The organism is Streptomyces sp. NPDC044704 (genome assembly GCF_056433525.1).
Window position 1 is genome coordinate 244,988 of sequence record NZ_JBWKGY010000008.1, and the last position, 12,905, is coordinate 257,892.

Below are 12,905 nucleotides of genomic sequence, written 5' to 3' on the forward strand. Positions count from 1 at the left end.
GAAGTCCGTCTGATCCCACGTCAGTCACCAGCCGAACTTGTGACAATCGTTCGAAGGCCGCTAGGTTCTGCCGTTACCCCGCCGTTATGCGAAAGGTGCAGCCTCATGCGTTCCGGGAACGGCCGCCACAGACGCCCCCGCCAGGTACCCGCCCTGGTCGTCACCGCCGGAGTCACCGGCTCCGCACTCGCCCTGCCCCTGCTCGCCGCCACGAACGCGAGCGCGGCCGAAACGGCCACCTGGGACAAGGTCGCCGACTGCGAGAGCGGCGGCAGCTGGAGCGCGAACTACGGCAGCGGCGCCTACGGCGGGCTCCAGTTCACGCAGGAGCAGTGGAAGAACGCGGGCGGACTCGCCTACGCCGAGCGTCCGGACCTCGCCAGCCGCTCCCAGCAGATCGCCGTGGGCGAACGGGTGCTGGCCTCCCAGGGCCCCCAGGCATGGCCGCTGTGCGCCGCCTCGGCCGGCCTGACTCAGCAGGGTCCGGCCGCCGCCGTGGACCCGGGCGACCCCAAGCCCGCCGGACCCGTCGCCCCCACCCCGACCCGGATGGACGACTCGGTGCCCGTCACCGGCTCCGACGCCCCGATCGACTTCGGGGCCCCGACCCCGTCCCCGCAGGGCCCCACGGCCCCGCCGACCGGCCTGCCGGACTACCCGCTGGGCCCCACCAGCGGACTGCCCGTCATGCCCGAGCCCGACGCCCCGGCGCCGTCCACCGGTCCGGCGGTCCCGCCCGCGACCGTGCCGCCGACCACGGCTCCGCCCACCACGGCCCCGACCGCCCCGGCGGACCCGTCGGCCCCGGCCACCCCCACCACCCCGGTGGACCCGACGGCCCCCACGGCCCCGCTCACCCCGGGTGCCACGCCCTCGCCCACGACCTCGCCCACGAGCTCGCCCTCCGGCACGGCCGACGGCGGCGGCAAGCACCGCGGCCCGGCCGCCATCGAGGTGCAGACCGTCTCTGACGCCACGTCGGACCCCTCGTACACCGTGAAGCCCGGCGACAGTCTCACCGCGATCGCGGACGCCAAGGGGCTCAAGGGGGGCTGGAACGAGCTCTACAAGGCCAACGAGCAGGTCATCGGTAAGGACGCGGACCTCATCAAGCCCGGTCAGAACCTGGATCTAACCAAGGAATAGGGGCAGTTCGGTCATCCGGAAAGAGCTGAATGTCCGTTATCGGCAAGTGAGACATGCGTCTCTTCCGGTCAACTGGCGTGTCTCGTTCCGGAACTTCCCCAAACCCACCCCTCACCTGCACAAACGTGCTTTTGAGGAATGCAAGTAGGCCGGTTTCTCCCCGATATCGCACGTTGAACATCGGGGAGAGACCTGTCTACCTTCTGAGTCGCTCGCCACCGCGGGCTCCTTCGACCGCATCGCCGAATCCTGCCGGCGGACGGGGGGAACAGTCGTCGCGCAAGCGCCGAAGGCAGGAGCGGGGGAACCAAGGTAGGCGCCGGGAAAGGCCGTTGAGAGACGGCCGCGTACCGGCTTGGGGTTAAGCCACGTGCTCGACACGTGACCGGGCAACTCATCAGCCCGAACCCGACAGCTCACCTCGAAGGCGTCGGTGAGGAGAAATCCATGCTGCTTTCCGGCAAGGGCAAGCACCGTCGCGGCTCCAAGGCCGTCCGCATCGTCACGCTCGCCGGTGTCGCCGGTGTCGCCGTCGCGGCCCCCCTGATGGCCGCCGGTACCGCCAGCGCCGCCACCGCGTCCGAGTGGGACAAGGTCGCGCAGTGCGAGTCCGGTGGCAACTGGGCCATCAACACGGGCAACGGCTACTACGGCGGTCTGCAGTTCTCGGCCTCCACCTGGGCCGGCTACGGCGGCAAGGCGTACGCCGCGCAGGCCAACCAGGCCAGCAAGGCCCAGCAGATAGCCATCGCCGAGAAGGTCCTCAAGGGCCAGGGCAAGGGCGCCTGGCCGCACTGCGGCGTCGGCCTCTCCAACTCCTCGTACAACGGCGGCGGATCGACCACCCCCGCCAAGCCGAAGCCCGAGACCAAGCCGGCGAAGCCCGCCCCCGCGAAGCCGGCCACGCCGGCCAAGCCCGCGAAGCCGGCCACCCCGAAGGCCGAGCCGAAGCGCACCGAGGCCCCCGTCTCCCGCTCCGAGCGCGTCGAGACCCCGGCCGCCAAGCCGCAGGCCCCCAAGACCGAGGCCCCGAAGACGGGCAACGGCTCCTACGAGGTCAAGGCCGGCGACACCCTCGGCACCATCGCCCAGGCGAACGGCGTCAAGGGCGGCTGGGAGAAGCTCTTCGAGCTGAACAAGGACATCGTCAAGGACGCGGACCTGATCTTCCCGGGCCAGAAGCTGAAGCTCAGCTGAACTCCGGCGCAACACCGCGTCACCTGATCCACCCGCAGCATCCCCCCGCCCGGCGCGTATCCCCCCACGCGCCGGGCGGTGGCGTGTCCGGGGCCGTTTCCGGCCCGTTCCCGGCCCGCTTCCGGACCGATCCGGGCGGCCCCGACGGGCCGAACTCGAATTGATCAAGAGACCTATGTCCTGGAACAGGGGTATTCGGGCCCTTTTTCGTCCCAGGACCCGGGCGGTCGGCCGACCGAGTGCCCGGAGCCGGTTAGGCTCTAGGCGGCAAGGCCATCCCACGGCCTGACACGCCACCGCACACCCAGCGTCACATCCCAGAAGGAGATGCTCGTGCCGTCCATCGACGTCGTCGTAGCCCGGGAAATCCTGGACTCCCGAGGCAACCCCACGGTCGAGGTCGAGGTGGGCCTCGACGATGGCAGCACCGGCCGTGCTGCAGTTCCGTCCGGCGCCTCCACCGGTGCCTTCGAGGCCATCGAGCTCCGTGACGGTGACCCCAACCGTTACTTCGGCAAGGGTGTCGAGAAGGCCGTCCTCGCCGTCATCGAGCAGATCGGCCCGGAGCTCGTCGGCTACGACGCCACCGAGCAGCGCCTGATCGACCAGGCCATGTTCGACCTGGACGCCACCGACAACAAGGGCTCCCTCGGCGCCAACGCCATCCTCGGCGTCTCCCTGGCCGTCGCGCACGCCGCGTCCGAGGCCTCGGACCTGCCGCTCTTCCGTTACCTCGGCGGCCCGAACGCGCACCTGCTGCCCGTTCCGATGATGAACATCCTCAACGGTGGGTCGCACGCCGACTCCAACGTGGACATCCAGGAGTTCATGATCGCCCCGATCGGCGCGGAGTCCTTCTCCGAGGCGCTGCGCTGGGGTGCCGAGGTCTACCACACCCTCAAGAAGGTCCTGCACACCAAGGGCCTCTCCACCGGTCTCGGTGACGAGGGCGGCTTCGCCCCGAACCTGGAGTCCAACCGCGCCGCGCTCGACCTCATCGTCGAGGCCATCAAGCAGGCCGGCTACGTCCCGGGCAAGGACATCGCGCTCGCGCTCGACGTCGCCGCGTCCGAGTTCTACAAGGACGGCAAGTACGAGTTCGAGGGCCAGTCCCGCTCGGCCGCCGAGATGACCGAGTACTACGAGGAGCTCGTCTCCGCGTACCCGATGGTCTCCATCGAGGACCCGCTGTACGAGGACGACTGGGCCGGCTGGAAGACCCTCACCGACAAGCTGGGCACCAAGGTCCAGATCGTCGGCGACGACCTCTTCGTCACCAACCCCGAGCGCCTCGCCCGCGGCATCGAGGAGGGCTCCGCGAACGCCCTGCTCGTGAAGGTGAACCAGATCGGTTCGCTGACCGAGACCCTCGACGCCGTCGAGATGGCCCAGCGCAACGGCTTCAAGTGCATGATGTCGCACCGCTCCGGCGAGACCGAGGACGTCACCATCGCCGACCTCGCCGTCGCCGTGAACTGCGGCCAGATCAAGACCGGCGCCCCGGCCCGCTCGGACCGCGTCGCCAAGTACAACCAGCTGCTGCGCATCGAGGAGATCCTCGACGACGCCGCGGTGTACGCCGGGCGCTCCGCGTTCCCGCGCTTCAAGGGCTAATCACCGCCTCACGGCGCTGGCCTCCGTACGTCCCCGCACTCGGTCCCGTACCGTGTGCGGGGACGTATTGCGTAGTGCGCACCAGGGGAGGCGGGACCATGGCCGGGAACCGGGATCGGTTCTCCACCTTCTCGACGGCTACCAGGCTCAAGCAGCTCGGCGAGCGGACCGCCGCCCACGTCTACCGGTCGCAGTCGCGCCGGCAGGTCCGCCGCAGCCGGCTCACCGGCCGGGCCGCACTGCTGGTCCTCGTCCTCTGTACCCTGGTCGTCGCCCTCGCGTATCCGATGCGCCAGTACGTGTCCCAGCGCTCGGAGATCGCGGACCAGCGGCGGGCCGCGCTCGACGCGCGCAAGCGCCTCGAACACCTCCGCGACGAGAAGGCCCGCTGGCAGGATCCCGCCTACGCGGAACAGCAGGCGCGCAAGCACCTGCACTTCCTGCGCCCGGGGGAGACCGGCTACATCATGAACGACCCCGGGGCCGAGGCCTCGGAGCACCGCCGCGGCGGGGAGGCCGGTTCCGACCGCCCCTGGTACTCCAACGTCTGGGACGGGGTCGACAAGGCCGACCGCCCCCGCGACTGACCGGGTACCCGCCCGTCCCGCACCCACCCACGAGAACGAAGAGACTTCCTCCAGGCATGCAGACGCCCCCGCCCCAGACCGACCGGACCGAGCCGACCGACGCGGACATCGAGGCGTTCGAGCAGCAGCTCGGCCGCCCGCCGCGCGGACTGCGCGCGATCGCGCACCGCTGCCCCTGCGGGCAGCCGGACGTCGTCGAGACCGCGCCCCGGCTCCCCGACGGCACCCCCTTCCCCACGCTGTACTACCTGACGTGCCCGCGCGCGGCCTCCGCGATCGGCACGCTGGAAGCCAACGGCGTGATGAAGGAGATGCAGGCCCGGCTCGCCGAGGACCCCGAACTCGCCGCCGCCTACCAGGCCGCGCACGAGGACTACATCCGCCGCCGCGACGCCATCGAGGTCCTCCAGGGCTTCCCGAGCGCCGGCGGCATGCCGGACCGGGTCAAGTGCCTGCACGTGCTGGTCGGCCACTCGCTGGCCGCCGGTCCGGGCGTGAACCCGTTCGGCGACGAGGCCCTGGCGATGCTGCCCGAGTGGTGGGCCAAGGGCGCCTGCGTCACCCCGTGCGGGGAGAAGAACGCCGGGGAGAACGCCGGGGAGTCCCTGTGACCCGCGTCGCGGGCATCGACTGCGGCACCAACTCCATCCGCCTGCTGGTCGGGGACTTCGACCCGGCGACCGGCGCGATGACCGAGCTGGACCGCCGCATGACCATCGTCCGGCTCGGCCAGGGCGTGGACAAGACCGGCCGGCTGGCCCCCGACGCACTGGAGCGCACCTTCGCGGCCTGCCGCGAGTACGCCGCCGTGATCAAGGAGCTCGGTGCCGAACGGGTCCGCTTCGTGGCCACCTCGGCCTCCCGGGACGCCGAGAACCGGGACGAGTTCGTCCGGGGAGTCCTGGACATCCTCGGCGTCGAGCCCGAGGTGATCTCCGGCGACCAGGAGGCGGAGTTCTCCTTCACCGGCGCCACGAAGGACCTCACCGGCGCCGGCCGGCTGGAGCGGCCCTTCCTGGTGGTGGACATCGGCGGCGGCTCCACCGAGTTCGTCGTCGGCGAGGAGCACGTACGGGCGGCCCGCTCCGTCGACGTCGGCTGCGTCCGGATGACGGAGCGCCACCTGGTGGTGGACGGCAGCATCGTCGACCCGCCCTCCGCGGAGCAGATCGCCGCCGTACGGGCCGACATCGAGGCGGCCCTGGACCTCGCGGCCGAGACCGTCCCGCTGGCCGAGGCCCGCACCCTGGTCGGCCTGGCCGGCTCGGTGACCACGGTCGCCGCGATCGCCCTCGGCCTGACCGCGTACGACTCCGCGGCGATCCACCACTCCCGGATCTCCTACGACCAGGTCCGCGAGATCACCGAACGGATGCTCACCTCGACCCACGCGGAGCGCGCGGCGATCCCCGTGATGCACCCCGGCCGCGTCGACGTCATCGGCGCGGGCGCCCTGGTCCTCCTCGCGATCATGGAACGCACCGGCGCCCGCGAGGTCGTCGTCTCGGAACACGACATCCTCGACGGCATCGCCTGGAAGACCGCAGAAGAGGTCGAGACGGACAAGCAGCGCTCCTGACCCGCGGAAATGCCGAACGGCGGCGCTCCGGTCAGTCGACCGGAGCGCTGCCGTCTGCCTGGGATTCAGATGTTGCGGTGGATGTCGCGGCGGTCGCCCACCTTGACGACGAGGATGACGAGCTCGCCGTCCAGGACTTGGTAGGCGATCCGGTAGCTGCCGACGCGGAGCCGGTACAGGCCGGAGGGGCCGGTGAGCTTCTTGGTGTCGGCGTCCTCGCGGTACGGATCGTCTCCCAGCGTGGTCAGGGCGGCGAGGATCCGCATCGCTGCCGGCCTGTCGATCGCCCGGAGCTGCCGTTGCGCCGCGGTCGTGAACCGAAAGGCGTACTTCACGCCGCGCCGTCACCCCGTTCGCTGAACAGGTCGGCCAGCAGCTCGGCCATCGTCACGGTCGATCCGCCCTCGGCGAGTACCGCCTCCGCCTCGCGTGCGAGCAGCTCGTCTGCCGCCTCTTCGAGTGCGTTGAAGTCCGCGATGGGGACGAGGGCGGCCACCGGAGCACCGTTCCGCGTGATGATGGTCGGGGCGCCCTGCTCGGCACGGTTGATGTGGTCCGCAAGATGGGCGCGGGCTTCGCGCACGGTCACGGCGTTCTCATCACTCATGCCAGCCAGTGTACGCGCGAACGTGTACACCTGCCGGGGTGTCGCGTAAACGGGGTGTGGGTTCACCGGTCATGCCGGACGGCATCGCCTGGTCCCTGGCCTGAGGCCGCGCGGGCGGCGCCCCGGCCGGCCGGGGCGCCGCTTTCGCCGTCAGATGCCGCGGGGCGCCTCGCGGCCGTCCCGTGGGGGTTTCGTGCCGCGGACCCAGTCCAGGCCGAAGCCGTACTGGCGGTCGATCATCTCGTGCACGTACCGGTCCCCGTCCGGCACGTACCAGTTCACCTCGCGGCGCACCGTCAGCGCGTCCCCGTCCGGGACCGCGCTCGCGATCGTGCAGCCCAGCGCTCCGGCCGGGGAGTCGTCCAGCAGGATCCGGCAGCCCGGGCCGGCCGGAGCGGTCACGTCGACGGTGGCCCCGAGCCGGCGGAAGTCGGCGGAGCCCTCGTAGATGTAGACGAAGAACAGCAGACGGGCGAACCGCTCCCGGTGGGCCAGGTTCACCCGCAGCGTCTCCCCGTCCGAGGATCCGCCCGTGCGGTCGTCGTGGTCGAGCGCGAGGTACGGCCACTGCGTGAGCGAGCCGAAGTCCTCACCCAGCGCCTGCACCACCGTCGCCCGGCCGTCCCGGAACTCCACGAGGGCGCACAGGTTCAGGTCCGCGCGGGCCGCCGGCAGCCAGTTCAGGTTCGCCTGCAACTGGCCCCGGCCTCGGATGCGGGCCTGCGGCGCGGCCCGCGTGAGCACGGGTGCGGCGCCCTCTTCACCGCGCAGCCGGATCACTCCGCGCGGCCGGTCGGCTGAGCCCATCTCTCCCCCGATCAGATGATGGAGGATCATATGACGGATCGTCGGGCTGGGCTATGATCCGAGCGCGCCGCCGCGGGCCGCCGCCCGGGCGCGCAGGGGGTGGGCCACGGCTTCGTACGGGTCGTGCGCAGGACGTACGGCCGCCCCGCATCTTCCATGGGGGTGGAAATGCCCGTTGGGGCACTCGCGACGGCGTCCACGGTCGCCGCGCAGCTCGACGACCTCGCCGCGCACCCGGGACTCGGTTCCCGGCGGGACGAGCTGACAGCACTCTCCGACGCCTTGCGGGGCCTCGGCGACGGGGACCTCGAACCCTGGACCGAACTGGACCTCCTCCAGGCCTTCGCCCGGGAGGAGAGCGTCCGGGCCGTCTTCGACGAGCAACCCGAACACCGGGCGTGGGCCTGGCTGGAAGTCGGCATCGGCTCCCTGGTGTTCCTGCCCCTGCTCCTCACCTGGCTCGGCCTCTCCCGCGCCACCAGCGCCTACGAAGCCCTCATCGGCGAGGACCCGGCCGCCGCGGGGCGCCCCTTCCTCCAGCTCTGGCAGTCCGGCTTCGAGGGCCGGCTCGCCGCCTGGTCCACCTTCGGTCACGTCGCCGGCTCCGCCACCGCGGTGATCTTCCTGCTGGTCCTGCTCGCCGCCGTCCACGGAGTACGCCGCACCCGCACCGAACGCCGCTCCGACGACGCCCGCCGCACCGCCGACGACCTCCTCGCCCGGCTCGTCCCCGTACTGACCCGGGCCCAGCTGCTCCTCAACGAGCAGCGGCTGTCCTCCCCGCAGCGCTTCGCCGCCGAACTCACCGCGGCCGCGGCCACCCTCGGCAAGCTCGGCGACAAGGCGGTCCGCGCCCACCGGCAGCTGAACACGGCCGTCACCGCCGTCTCCGAGGCCGTCGAGAACGCCGGCAGCCGCCTCGCCTCCGTCGACGCCGCCGTGCTCCCGCTGGAGCGGGCCGTCACCCGGGTCGAGACCGCCGTGGCGGCCAGCGGCGCGGAGGTCAGCAAGGCCGTGGAGGACGTGCGCGCCGTCAACGGCGAGGTGCGGGACGCGCTGGGCGCCGCCGGGGAGCGGGTCGAGGACTCGGTGACCGTACTCGCCGCCGCGCAGCGCTCGTTCACCACGGGGACCGAGGTCGCGGCGGACGTCTCGGCCCGCGTCCTCGACCGCCTCGGCGAGGTCACGGAGAGCACGGCCGAGGCGGTGGCGCTCTCGCAGCGGGCCGTCCTCGGGCTGGACGGGCAGACGGAGGCCCTGCGCCTGGCCGCCGAACGGTTCGCGGAACTCGCCGAGGCCGTGTCCCGGGCCGCCGCCGACTTCACGGCCGCGACCCCGGTGACCCCGGTAACCCCCATGACCCCAGCGGTTCCAGCGGTCCCCGCGGCTCCGGGCCCGGCCGACGCGGTGCCAGTCGCTGCGGGCCCGGTCGACGCGGTGCCGGTCCCGGCCGCCGCTCCGGCCGCCCCCGTGCCGGGTGTGAACCTGGGCAAGGCCGGGGACGGCCGTCACGAGCGGGCCGCGGACCAGGTCCCGGCGGACGCGCGATGACGACGCCGCGGCGGCCGCGGTTCAACCCGCTGACGCTCGCCGGCTGGCTGTTCGCCGACATGCTCCTGGTCCTGGCCCTGGTGGCGATGGGGGACCAGGGCGATCCGGTGAAGGCCGCGACGGCGAAGAAGCCGGCGGCCTCGCAGAGCCCCGACGCCTCCCCGAGCCCCTCGCCCACCCCCTCGGGCCCCAGGGCCGTCGAGCGGCAGGCCGTGGAGCTCGCGTTCGACGCCTCCGCCTCCGACACGGACCGCATCGTGCGCCAGCTCCGCGAGAAGACGGAAGCCCACCGGGGCCGCACGGCCGCCTTCGTCCTCACCTTCGGCCGCAGCCCGGAGGTCGGCGCGGGCGTCGACTACGCCCGCCGCGTCAACTCCCTGCTGGCCCAGGCCCGTCCGGAGATGTTCACCGGCGCCACCACCCGGGACTTCTTCGTCCAGGGCCCCTCCGGCGGCCACGCGGAGCTCGAAATCTACTTCTACACCTACTGACTCCCCGGAGGCGCGAGACCGTGCAGATCCTTCCCTTCTACCTGGTGTGCGACGAGTCGGGCTCGATGGCCGGACCGTCGATCGACAGCATGAACAGCGCCCTGCCGGAGCTCCACCAGGAGATCAGCACCAACCCGACGGTCGCCGACAAGACCCGCTTCTGCCTGATCGGCTTCTCGGACGACGCCACCGTGCTCCAGCCCCTGGCCGACCTCAGCGACCTCGACACCCTCCCGGCCCTGTCCGCCGGCGGACTGACCGCGTACGGGCAGGCGTTCCGCACGCTGCTGCGCTGCATCGAGACGGACGTCGCCGCGCTCAAGGCGCAGGGCCACGAGGTGTACCGTCCGGTGGCCTTCTTCCTCTCCGACGGCGGCCCCACCGACGAGGACTGGACGCAGGCCCACAAGGAACTCGTCGAGGCGCGCTACCGGCCGAACATCATCGCCTTCGGCATCGGCGAGGCCGACCGGGCGACGATCGGGCACGTCGCGACCCTCCGGGCGTTCATCCAGGAGGACAAGAACGTGTCGCCCGCCGCGGCGCTGCGCGAGTTCGCCGCCAGCCTGACCCGGTCCATCGTGCGTTCGGCGAGCAGCATCGCCGCCAACGGCGACGACACGTTCAGCCTCGTCATCGACGAGAACGTCCTCGGTTTCAAGACCGTCCCGCTCGACAAGCTCTGAGGCGCGCCGTGCACCAGGAGACCACCGGTCCCGCGGACCGCTCCCCCCACCCGTACGCGTACCCGTACCCGCCCGGACCGGCGGACGGGCCGCTCCCGCCCACCCCGGCGCCGCCGCCGCTCCCGCCGGAGGACCCCGGGGCGTCCCCCGCCCCCGTCCCCGCGCCTGCCCCGGCGCCCGCGCCGGCCGTCGACCCCGCCCCGGCCCGCGCGGCCGAACCGGCCGACGCCGAACCGCCGACGCCGCCCGTCCCGCCGGCACCGCCCGTCCCGCCCGTGCCGCCGGTTCCGCCGGTTCCTCCCGTGCCTCCCGTGCCTCCCGTGCCGCCGGTCGTGCCCGGCCCGCCCGTCGGGAGGCTCGGGGATCCGCCGTTCAGCGGGTCCAGGCCGCCGCTCTACCTCCCCCACCCCGGCCCCCCGGCCGCCGCCCGCGCGGACGCGGAGGCCGCGGCCGTGCCCGACACCGCCCTCGACGGCGCCGCGTACGGGCCGCTCACCGTGCGGGCCGCCTCCGTGCGGGGCGACCTCCACCGCTACCAGGCCGAGCCCCGCCAGGACTCCCTGGTCGTGGCCCGGCTCGGCGCCCCCGACGACGCCTCCGGGCTGCTCCTGCTGGGCGTCGCCGACGGGGTCGGCTCCGCGCCCCGCTCGCACCTGGGCTCGGCCTTCGTCTGCCGGGAGGCCGTCCGCCTCCTCGACGAGTACGCCGGGGAACTGTCCGAATGCCTGCGCGCGGGCAACGAGAAGGCCCTGAGCGGGCTCGTCAACTCCGCCGTCGGCCGGATCGCCGACGGCCTCGTACGGACCGCCGAGGAGGCCGGGCACCGGCCCGGCGACTACGCGACCACCCTGCGCGTGCTGCTCGTCCCCGTGGACCCCGCCGTACGCGGCCGGCTGCTGCTCACCGTCGGCGACGGCGGCACGGCCCTGCTGCGCGACGGGGCCTGGCGGCTGGAGGTGGTGGGCGGCGCGCGGAGCCCCGGTACCGGGATCATCGACACCGGAACCGCCGCGCTGCCCTCCACCCGGTACGCCGAGGCCGACCTCGTCACCACCCTCCCCGGCGACGTCCTCGTCCTGTGCACGGACGGCCTGTCCGCGCCGCTCGGCGGGGACGAGGGCATCCGCGACTTCCTGGCCCGGGCCTGGGGCGGCGGGGCGCGGCCGCCGGGGCTCGCGGACTTCCTCTGGCAGCTCCAGTACCGGGTCAAGTCCTACGACGACGACCGCACCGCCGTGTGCCTGTGGGAGGCGAGCGCATGACCGTCGCCGACGGAGCCGACGTACCGCTCTCCTCGCTGCGGCCCCTGCGGAAGGTCGGCGACGGCGGCCAGGGCGAGGTGAGCACCCTGGAGGGGCTGCCCGGCCTGCTCTACAAGAGCTACCGCGAGCCGCACCTGGTCGCGGGCGACGCCCTGTCCCGCCTGGTCTCCGTCCGCCTGGCCCTGACGCCGACGGAGCGGTTCCGGCTGGACGCCTCGGCGGCGTGGCCGCTGTGCCGGGTCGTCGACGCGGGCCGGGTCACCGGCTTCCTCATGCCCGAGGCGCCCGCGTCCATGCGCTGGTCCGCCGGCGACGGCACGGAGCGGCTGACGGAGCTGGCGTTCCTGCTCCGCCCGGCCAAGCCGGCCTGGCAAGGGGTGCTCCAGCCGACGCCCGCCGAGCGGTACGCCCTGGTGAGCGCGCTCGTCGAACTGGTCGACGGGCTGCACGCGGCGGGCCTGGTCGTCGGGGACGTCTCGCAGGCCAACGTGCTGTGGACGGTCCGGCCCGAACCGGCCGTGTACCTGCTGGACTGCGACGGCATCCGGCTGAGCGGCAGCGCCCCGGTCCTGGCCCAGGCGGACACCCCCGACTGGAACGACCCGCTCGCACCGGCGGGGACGGTCACCGTCGACAGCGACCGCTACAAGGCGGCCCTCGCCCTCGGCCGGATCCTGGCCCAGGACCCGTACGTGGCCCCGGGCCGGCCGCTGACCCCGCTGCCCGGGGTGCTCGACGACGACCGCAAGGACGCCGCCGTCCGCGCCCTGTTCGCCCAGGCCGCCGGCGCCTACGGGACCCGCCCGGGCCTCGGACAGTGGCGGGTGGCCCTGGCGGGCCGACAGCAGATCAAACTGACGGCCGCGAAGCCCCGTACGAGGCCGGAACTGGACCCGTCGGCGCTCGAAGGACCGCGCACGCGCGGCAGCATCCGGCTCCGCGACTGATCCGCCGGGGCTCCGCCGGACCTCCAGCCTGGTGGGAGGATCGCGCTCCGCGCGAGAACCGTCGGCGCGACGGCAGTGCGGAGCCCGGAGGGAGCCACGAGGGAGCCCGGAGGGAGCCCCCGAGAGGCCTTCCGGGGGCCGAAAGTCCCACGGTCCACACCAACTTCGTGAAGTTCTTCACAAGGAAAAAGGGCCGGTGGACCCCCGATGAGGCCCCTTCGGGGGCGGCGGGCGGGGTTCACGCGGGAGTTCGTGCGAAGTGTGGACACCGGGGGAGGCCCTCGGTAGGTATCCACGAACCCGGTGGTCTGGTCCGGATGAAGGCCTGGAGGCCAGTTCAGGACGGGTGAACAACGATTTCCGGTACACCCTGGTTCCCGTTCGACGCCATGATCTGGGTCACGTGGGTGGCGCAGTGTAGCAGAGGTCCG

The 12,905-nt window shown here is 72.8% G+C and carries 14 protein-coding genes and 1 riboswitch; of the genes, 11 read left to right on the forward strand and 3 right to left on the reverse strand.

The window, feature by feature from the left end; translation table 11 throughout:
• Nucleotides 1-105: 105 nt before the first annotated feature.
• The 6 genes from AC07B0_RS21780 (at nt 106) to AC07B0_RS21805 (ending at nt 6,123) form a co-directional block, all read left to right on the forward strand.
• A complete protein-coding gene (locus AC07B0_RS21780; protein ID WP_478898740.1) occupies nt 106-1,146 on the forward strand; it encodes a transglycosylase family protein in 1,041 nt (346 codons plus the stop codon).
• A 274-nt stretch (nt 1,147-1,420) separates the two neighbouring features.
• A riboswitch (cyclic di-AMP (ydaO/yuaA leader) is annotated at nt 1,421-1,591 on the forward strand.
• Nucleotides 1,592-1,593: 2 nt separating this feature from the next.
• Nucleotides 1,594-2,343: a transglycosylase family protein gene (locus tag AC07B0_RS21785; RefSeq protein WP_356883320.1), complete on the forward strand. Its 750-nt coding sequence runs from the start codon at nt 1,594-1,596 to the stop codon at nt 2,341-2,343.
• Between the two features lie 327 nt (nt 2,344-2,670).
• The gene (gene eno / locus AC07B0_RS21790) at nt 2,671-3,957 is read left to right on the forward strand and encodes a phosphopyruvate hydratase (protein ID WP_037793436.1); all 1,287 of its coding nucleotides are present in this window, start codon (nt 2,671-2,673) and stop codon (nt 3,955-3,957) included.
• Nucleotides 3,958-4,055: 98 nt separating this feature from the next.
• Nucleotides 4,056-4,544: an FtsB family cell division protein gene (locus tag AC07B0_RS21795; RefSeq protein WP_356883318.1), complete on the forward strand. Its 489-nt coding sequence runs from the start codon at nt 4,056-4,058 to the stop codon at nt 4,542-4,544.
• A gap of 56 nt (nt 4,545-4,600) precedes the next feature.
• Nucleotides 4,601-5,155: a DUF501 domain-containing protein gene (locus AC07B0_RS21800; protein WP_356883316.1), complete on the forward strand. Its 555-nt coding sequence runs from the start codon at nt 4,601-4,603 to the stop codon at nt 5,153-5,155.
• Nucleotides 5,152-6,123, forward strand: a complete 972-nt coding sequence (locus AC07B0_RS21805) for a Ppx/GppA phosphatase family protein (RefSeq protein ID WP_478898741.1) — start codon at nt 5,152-5,154, stop codon at nt 6,121-6,123. Before AC07B0_RS21800 ends, AC07B0_RS21805 begins: the two co-directional genes overlap by 4 nt.
• A 65-nt stretch (nt 6,124-6,188) precedes the next feature.
• Here AC07B0_RS21805 and AC07B0_RS21810 read toward each other — a convergent pair whose 3' ends face one another.
• The 3 genes from AC07B0_RS21810 to AC07B0_RS21820 all read right to left on the reverse strand — a co-directional run bounded on the left by AC07B0_RS21810 (nt 6,189) and on the right by AC07B0_RS21820 (nt 7,567).
• Nucleotides 6,189-6,458 (reverse strand): type II toxin-antitoxin system RelE family toxin, encoded by a 270-nt coding sequence (locus AC07B0_RS21810; protein WP_478898742.1) that lies wholly within the window; start codon nt 6,456-6,458, stop codon nt 6,189-6,191.
• Entirely contained in the window at nt 6,455-6,730 is a 276-nt protein-coding gene (locus tag AC07B0_RS21815) for a type II toxin-antitoxin system Phd/YefM family antitoxin (RefSeq protein WP_031150838.1), read from the reverse strand. The genes AC07B0_RS21810 and AC07B0_RS21815 overlap by 4 nt, the downstream gene beginning before the upstream one ends.
• Before the next feature lie 150 nt (nt 6,731-6,880).
• Nucleotides 6,881-7,567 carry a tellurium resistance protein TerA gene (locus AC07B0_RS21820; protein WP_469380386.1) on the reverse strand — a complete coding sequence of 229 codons (687 nt, stop codon included), beginning with the start codon at nt 7,565-7,567 and terminating at the stop codon, nt 6,881-6,883.
• A 138-nt stretch (nt 7,568-7,705) separates the two neighbouring features.
• Here AC07B0_RS21820 and AC07B0_RS21825 point away from each other — a divergent pair, with 138 nt between their 5' ends.
• From AC07B0_RS21825 to AC07B0_RS21845, 5 genes are all read left to right on the forward strand, one after another.
• Nucleotides 7,706-9,088, forward strand: a complete 1,383-nt coding sequence (locus AC07B0_RS21825; protein WP_478898743.1) for a methyl-accepting chemotaxis protein — start codon at nt 7,706-7,708, stop codon at nt 9,086-9,088.
• The gene (locus AC07B0_RS21830; protein ID WP_356880279.1) at nt 9,085-9,579 is read left to right on the forward strand and encodes a hypothetical protein; all 495 of its coding nucleotides are present in this window, start codon (nt 9,085-9,087) and stop codon (nt 9,577-9,579) included. Before AC07B0_RS21825 ends, AC07B0_RS21830 begins: the two co-directional genes overlap by 4 nt.
• 20 nt (nt 9,580-9,599) lie before the next feature.
• Nucleotides 9,600-10,265, forward strand: coding sequence for a vWA domain-containing protein (locus tag AC07B0_RS21835; protein WP_356880277.1), 666 nt, complete (start codon nt 9,600-9,602; stop codon nt 10,263-10,265).
• Between the two features lie 311 nt (nt 10,266-10,576).
• The gene (locus AC07B0_RS21840) at nt 10,577-11,527 is read left to right on the forward strand and encodes a protein phosphatase 2C domain-containing protein (protein ID WP_478898744.1); all 951 of its coding nucleotides are present in this window, start codon (nt 10,577-10,579) and stop codon (nt 11,525-11,527) included.
• Nucleotides 11,524-12,474, forward strand: a complete 951-nt coding sequence (locus tag AC07B0_RS21845; RefSeq protein ID WP_478898745.1) for a hypothetical protein — start codon at nt 11,524-11,526, stop codon at nt 12,472-12,474. The genes AC07B0_RS21840 and AC07B0_RS21845 overlap by 4 nt, the downstream gene beginning before the upstream one ends.
• The last annotated feature ends 431 nt before the right edge of the window (nt 12,475-12,905 follow it).

What these genes read in the sequence shown, in the direction of transcription:
- AC07B0_RS21780 (WP_478898740.1), top strand. Translation starts at nt 106, where the DNA reads ATGCGTTCCGGGAACGGCCGCCACAGACGCCCCCGCCAGGTACCCGCC.
- AC07B0_RS21785 (WP_356883320.1), top strand. Translation starts at nt 1,594, where the DNA reads ATGCTGCTTTCCGGCAAGGGCAAGCACCGTCGCGGCTCCAAGGCCGTC.
- eno (WP_037793436.1), top strand. Translation starts at nt 2,671, where the DNA reads ATGCTCGTGCCGTCCATCGACGTCGTCGTAGCCCGGGAAATCCTGGAC.
- AC07B0_RS21795 (WP_356883318.1), top strand. Translation starts at nt 4,056, where the DNA reads ATGGCCGGGAACCGGGATCGGTTCTCCACCTTCTCGACGGCTACCAGG.
- AC07B0_RS21800 (WP_356883316.1), top strand. Translation starts at nt 4,601, where the DNA reads ATGCAGACGCCCCCGCCCCAGACCGACCGGACCGAGCCGACCGACGCG.
- AC07B0_RS21815 (WP_031150838.1), bottom strand. Translation starts at nt 6,730, where the DNA reads ATGAGTGATGAGAACGCCGTGACCGTGCGCGAAGCCCGCGCCCATCTT.
- AC07B0_RS21820 (WP_469380386.1), bottom strand. Translation starts at nt 7,567, where the DNA reads ATGATCCTCCATCATCTGATCGGGGGAGAGATGGGCTCAGCCGACCGG.
- AC07B0_RS21825 (WP_478898743.1), top strand. Translation starts at nt 7,706, where the DNA reads ATGCCCGTTGGGGCACTCGCGACGGCGTCCACGGTCGCCGCGCAGCTC.
- AC07B0_RS21830 (WP_356880279.1), top strand. Translation starts at nt 9,085, where the DNA reads ATGACGACGCCGCGGCGGCCGCGGTTCAACCCGCTGACGCTCGCCGGC.
- AC07B0_RS21845 (WP_478898745.1), top strand. Translation starts at nt 11,524, where the DNA reads ATGACCGTCGCCGACGGAGCCGACGTACCGCTCTCCTCGCTGCGGCCC.